Annotated in this window: 6 protein-coding genes and 1 pseudogene; 4 read left to right on the forward strand and 3 right to left on the reverse strand. The window is 69.6% G+C overall.

Annotated features, from left to right (window positions below; translation table 11 throughout):
• Positions 1–16: 16 nt before the first annotated feature.
• Entirely contained in the window at positions 17–961 is a 945-nt protein-coding gene (locus ACSNOK_RS30405) for an oxidoreductase (RefSeq protein WP_436784018.1), read from the reverse strand.
• 83 nt (positions 962–1,044) lie between these two features.
• On the opposite strand from ACSNOK_RS30405, the gene ACSNOK_RS30410 reads away from it, so the two are divergent.
• The gene (locus tag ACSNOK_RS30410) at positions 1,045–1,671 is read left to right on the forward strand and encodes a TetR family transcriptional regulator (RefSeq protein ID WP_436784019.1); all 627 of its coding nucleotides are present in this window, start codon (positions 1,045–1,047) and stop codon (positions 1,669–1,671) included.
• Positions 1,672–1,727: 56 nt separating this feature from the next.
• Here the strand turns inward: ACSNOK_RS30410 and ACSNOK_RS30415 are convergent.
• Together ACSNOK_RS30415 and ACSNOK_RS30420 are read right to left on the reverse strand one after the other, a co-directional pair.
• Positions 1,728–1,955 (reverse strand): annotated as a pseudogene (locus ACSNOK_RS30415) (DUF6255 family natural product biosynthesis protein); the annotation flags it as partial.
• Positions 1,952–2,785: an ATP-binding protein gene (locus ACSNOK_RS30420; protein WP_436784020.1), complete on the reverse strand. Its 834-nt coding sequence runs from the start codon at positions 2,783–2,785 to the stop codon at positions 1,952–1,954. The pseudogene ACSNOK_RS30415 and the gene ACSNOK_RS30420, both read right to left, overlap by 4 nt.
• 232 nt (positions 2,786–3,017) lie before the next feature.
• On the opposite strand from ACSNOK_RS30420, the gene ACSNOK_RS30425 reads away from it, so the two are divergent.
• The 3 genes from ACSNOK_RS30425 (at position 3,018) to ACSNOK_RS30435 (ending at position 5,040) form a co-directional block, all read left to right on the forward strand.
• Complete coding sequence (locus tag ACSNOK_RS30425; protein WP_436784021.1) at positions 3,018–3,893, forward strand: helix-turn-helix domain-containing protein; 876 nt, start codon at positions 3,018–3,020, stop codon at positions 3,891–3,893.
• Positions 3,890–4,114 (forward strand): DUF397 domain-containing protein, encoded by a 225-nt coding sequence (locus ACSNOK_RS30430; protein ID WP_436784022.1) that lies wholly within the window; start codon positions 3,890–3,892, stop codon positions 4,112–4,114. Before ACSNOK_RS30425 ends, ACSNOK_RS30430 begins: the two co-directional genes overlap by 4 nt.
• A gap of 155 nt (positions 4,115–4,269) precedes the next feature.
• On the forward strand, positions 4,270–5,040 hold the full coding sequence (locus ACSNOK_RS30435) for a transposase family protein (protein ID WP_436784023.1): 771 nt from the start codon (positions 4,270–4,272) through the stop codon (positions 5,038–5,040).
• The last annotated feature ends 184 nt before the right edge of the window (positions 5,041–5,224 follow it).

The following is a 5,224-nucleotide window of genomic DNA, read 5'->3' on the forward strand; positions in this document are numbered from 1 at the left end:
CCCCTCCCCCGCCGCCTCACACCGAGGCCGGAAACGCGTACCGCACCCCCGTCGCCCGTTCCGACAGCTCCCACAGGCGGCGGCCGGTGGTGGGGTCGGCGGCGGCCGGGGCGAGTCCGACTTCCGTCGGGTCGCCGCGCAGTTCGGCCATGCCGGACGGACCGATGAACAGGCCGCTCGCCAACCCCGGTTCGGTGGCGGCGTAGAGCTGGGGCAGTGCGCCCCGCTCGGGCCGCTGGGCGAGGACCGCGTTGCCGAGGCGGCCGAGGAGCACCCGCAGCAGCGCGCTGGACGACTTCATCTGGAGCCCGGTGGCCGTGTAACCGGGATGCGCGAGCAGACTGCGCACCCGACTGCCGGCTTCCGCCAGCCGCCGGTGCAGCTCCCACCCGAAGACCGCGTTGGCGAACTTCGACTGGCTGTAGGCCCCCATCGGCGAGTACCGGCGCTCGCCGGTGAGGTCGTCGAAGTCCAGTCCCGCCTTGCGGTGGTTGACCGAGCTGACCGTGACGACGCGCGGGTCGCGCCCGGCGGTCAGCAGGTCGAGCAGCAGCCCGGTGAGGGCGAAGTGGCCGAGGTGGTTGCAGGCGAACTGCCGCTCGTGTCCGGACGGGGTGAGCGAGCGCGGCAGCGCCATCACGCCCGCGTTGTTGACGAGGACGTCGAGCCGGTCGTGGTCGGCACGCACGCCGTCGGCGAAGGCGCGGACGGAGTCGAGGTCGGCCAGGTCCAGCCGACGTACCTCGGGCCGCGCGCCCGGCCGTTCGGCGGCGGCGTCCGAGGCGGCCCGGCGCCCCTTCTCCACGTCCCGCACCGCCAGGATCACGTGCCCGCCCCGGCGGACGAGCGCCCGGGTGGTGGCGAGCCCCAGCCCGCTGTTGGCTCCGGTGACGACGAACACCCGGCCGCTGAGGTCCGGAATCCGGTCGGCGGCCCACGGCCGCCGCTGCTCCTTGGTCATGCGTCACACGCTGCCGCGCGTGACACCAAGTGTCAAGGCGCACCTGAGTGCCACGTGCGCCACGACGTGGGTACGATGGGCCGGTGACCTCCCGCCCCGGCCCCGCCCCCGCCGCCCTCTCCCTCGCCGAGCGCAAACGCCGCCTCGTCTCGGACGAACTGTCCGAAGCGGCGTTGCAGTTGCTCGCCTCGAAGGGATTCGACGCGGTGACGGTGGACGAGATCGTGGCCGCCGCCGGCGTGTCGAAGCGGACCTTCTTCCGCTACTTCGCGTCGAAGGAGGACGTCGTCGTCCGCTTCCTGGCCGACATGGGCACCGGCATCCACGCCGAACTCGCCGCCCGCCCGGCCGGCGAGCCTCCGTCCTCGGCCCTCCGGCACGCGGTCTGGGTGCCCGTCGAGGCCTGCGCGGGACACTCCGAACGGGCGTTGCGGGTGGTGCAGTTGATCCTGCGGACCCCCGCCCTGCTCGCCCGCTTCCTGGAGCGGCAGGCCGAGTGGCGCGAGGACCTCGCCACCGAACTCGGCCGCCGCCACGGCCTCGCCCCGGAGACCGACCTCTACCCCCGCATGGCCGCCGGAATGGCTCTCACCGCTTTCGACGCCGTCCTCCGCCGCTGGAGCGACAGCGAGGGAGCGGAGGACCCGGCCGCCCTTCTGGAGCGGGCGTTCGCCGTCATCGCCCCGGCCCTCGACGCCGTCGCCACCTGACCCATGGGGAGCCAGAACGCGGCACGGCTGCGGCCCCAGCGACTGAGGTGACGCACAGTACGGGCCACGACGGTGGCGGCGGCACGGTCCGCCCGTACGGCGTCCTCCGGCGACGGTTCGACGACGGGCGGCAGGTCACGAGGGCGCAGGGCGCCGTAGTCCGTGAACCGGCGCGTCCCGCACGCGCGGCAACGCTCCTCGCCGCCCGCCGACTCCCAGCCGTCGAGGTGACGGCAGTGACCGACGAGCCTGCCGACGGTTCGCTTCATTCCGTCCTCCCTCATGCGGCGGTGTGCGGTCCGGGGCAACGGAAGGCACGGCTCCGGCTGGGGCAGGCGAGCAGCATCAGCCGGACGATCCGCCCGTCCCCGGTCGGCCACTGCAACGGCAGCTTCCGTACGCCGTCGTCCAGTTCGCCCCGCGCGTATCCGACGATCCGCTGCGCCGGCACCCGCACCACCGGCCGGTCGGCGGCCAGCCGCGCTTCCAGCCAGGCCACGCACGAGGCGGGATCGGCGAGCCGCGCCGCGTGCAACGAGGCGGATTTACGGACCCAGGCGGCGGAGGCGGCGTTGACGGCGGGCGGCTTGCCGCAGTCCGGGTCCGCTTCCTCGTCCCGCGTCGGGGCGACGGCACCCGCCCAGTAGAAGGCGTGCCAGTGCGGCGCGGGCCCGCCGACGTCCGGCGGCCTTACGCCGCCCAACGGCAACCGGCAGTACACCTCCTTCCCTCCGGCGGGCGACCTCCGCGCACCCCAGTCGCCCTTGGTCAGCCGGTCCACGATGAGCAGCCCCCGCCCCTCCTCGCTCTCCCGCACCCCAAGCGCCGTAGGCCACTTGGCCACCGGCAGCACCGAGGAAGCGTCCCGCACCCACAGATGCAGCACCTCGTCACGCACCCGCAGCCCGAGCCCGCACTCCCCCTCCCCCACGTGCTTCACCACGTTCGCCAACAGCTCGCCGACGACGGTCATCGCGTCGTCCACGACGGGCTCGACCAGCCCCCACCAGCGCAGTTGCAGCCGCACGAAGCTGCGCACCTGCGGCAGCTTCGTCGGCGACGGGGTGAGGACGAGCGACATTTCCAGCTTCAGGTCGTGCACAGGGAGAGTCATGGCGGCTCCAAGCCCTGGGCGCGCGGCGCCAGGGCACAAGTGATCGACGCATCGTTACGCACCGGAAGCGGTGCGTGATAGCTCAGCATGATGTGGGTCACACTGGCACTCAGTCAAGCTTCTGTCTGGCAGATTGCCAATCTGATGCCAACTGCCCGAGCAGCGGCGGCTCCTGGCGACGTGCCAGGCGGTACGCTCAGCCAAGCCGAAGCAGCGACCAGATGGAGGAGCAATGGCACCCGCATCCGGCACCGGTCCGCTCACCGCGCGACGCAGGCTGGGGGCCGAGTTGCGGACGCTCAGAGACCGCCAAGGCCTGACCACCGAAGAGGTGGGTGACCACCTCGGGTGCCACAACTCGAAGGTCAGTCGTATCGAGAACGGCAAACGCTCCTGCACGAAGCGCGACTTCGAAACGCTGATGGAGTTGTACGGCGTCGGGGAGCCACTGCTCACCAAGCTCACGGAGCTGATGATTCGCGGCAAACAGCGTGTACCACCCTGGTGGCACGCTTATCGAGACGTCATCAGCGCCAACTACAACGACTTCCTTGCCTACGAGGCCGACGCGGTGCACGGCCGCGAATACCAGCCGCTACTGATCCCCGGCTCCCTCCAAACCGCCGACTACGCACGAGCGGTGACAGGGGTCAGCTATGCCGCCCTGGGCCCCGATCAAGTGGACAGCCTGGTCGAAGTGCGGATGCGCCGCCAGGACAGACTTCGCGAGGATGACCCGCTCACCTTTCAGGCTGTGGTCACGGAGGCCGCCCTTCGCCTGCGCGTCGGTGGGCCGGCGGTAATGCGCGGGCAGTTGAAGCACTTGTGCGCGGTGTCCCGTCTGGACAACGTCAGCATCCGAGTCATCCCGTTCGAGGCAGGTGAGCGAGGCGCCAGCACAGGAAGCTTCGTGCTCTTCAGCTCAGGGAAAAACGCCAGTGCCGACGTCGCCTTCACCGAGTCGGCCGAGAATACGGCATGGCTCAGGGAGGATCCGCTGACGTTGAGACGCCTAACCCGTCTGTTTGACAACTTGTCCGCCGCCGCGCTCTCGGAGGATGACAGCCGTGAGCTGGCTGAAACCATCAGAAGCGAGCTGCCACGATGAACAAGTCAACCCGTCTGGACCCGGCCGACCTCACCTGCGCGAACTGGTGGAAAAGCTCATATACCGCCGGGAACGGTCAGTGCGTCGAAGTCGCGGTTATTTCGGAGATCAGAGGGCTCGCGTTTCGCGATTCGAAAGACATAAGCCGACCGCCGGCCCGAGTAGCGCTGGCAGCTTGGCGCGTGTTCGTCGACGCGGTGCGGAATGACACCCTGCAGTAGCTGCCATCCGGCAGGAGGAGCGCGCTGGGCCACCAGACCGACATCAAGCAGCAAGGCGGGCACTGAACTGTCCGCAAGCCGCTCACTAAAACGTGTCCATTAAGTGTGAGCCTAAAGCGTGTTGCAGAAGGCTGTGATCTGGGCATTTTCCGTGTATGGGTGGGGTGCTGAGAGCTCAGCCGTTGTGGGTGGAGACGTTCACCGGGCTGCGGATGCGGCAGTTCGAGGGCTTGTTGCGGGTGGTGCGGGAGCGGGGCGGCAATGGTCCCGGTGGTGGCAGGCCCTGGTGTCTGCCGCTGGCCGACCGGGTGCTGCTGGTGGCTGTCTACTACCGCACGAACCTCACCATGCGGCAGCTCGCGCCGTTGTTCGGTGTCTCGCCCGCGACGGTGTGCCGGGTGATCCGGCGGCTGCGCTCCCTTCTCGCCCTTGAGCCCGCTTCGCGGCCCGCCGATGCCGCGGATCGGTTGTGGATCGTGGACGGCACCCTGATCCCGGTCCGCGACCGGCAGGTGGGCGCCTCGAGCCGCAACTACCGCTTCTCGGCGAATGTGCAGGTCATCATCGACGCCGACACCAAGCTGGTCGTGGCCACGGCCCGGCCGGCCCCGGGCAATAAGGCCGACGCACAGGTCTGGCGCAACTCCGGCCTGCCGGCTCTGTGCCAGGGCGTCACGGTGCTCGGCGACGGCGCCTATATCAACACCGGCCTCGTCGTCCCGCACCGAAAACGCCCCGGCAGGCCCCTGCTGGCGGGAGAAGAGGAAGACAACGCCGAGCATCGCCGGGTCCGCGCCCGCGTCGAGCACGCCTTTGCCCGCATGAAGAACTACAAGATCCTCCGCGACTGCCGACAGCGCGGCGACGGCCTCCACCGCGCCGTCCAAGTTGTTGCCCACATGCACAACCTCGCCATGGCCGCATGATCAGAACGGGTGAGAACCGACCCTGACCTGCCCAAACACAATCTTCTGCAACACGCTTTAAAGCCTGTCCCGTAACTCTTGATCGAGTGCGGCGTTGAGCTGGTCGCGCAGGTTGTCACCGCTCAATGCCGTGAGCTCATCGAGGTGTTCACCGGGCTTCGGCCACGTCAGTTCCAGCGTTTGG

It is taken from the genome of Streptomyces sp. URMC 126 (assembly GCF_051386555.1).
In the GTDB taxonomy this organism is placed as follows: domain Bacteria; phylum Actinomycetota; class Actinomycetes; order Streptomycetales; family Streptomycetaceae; genus Streptomyces.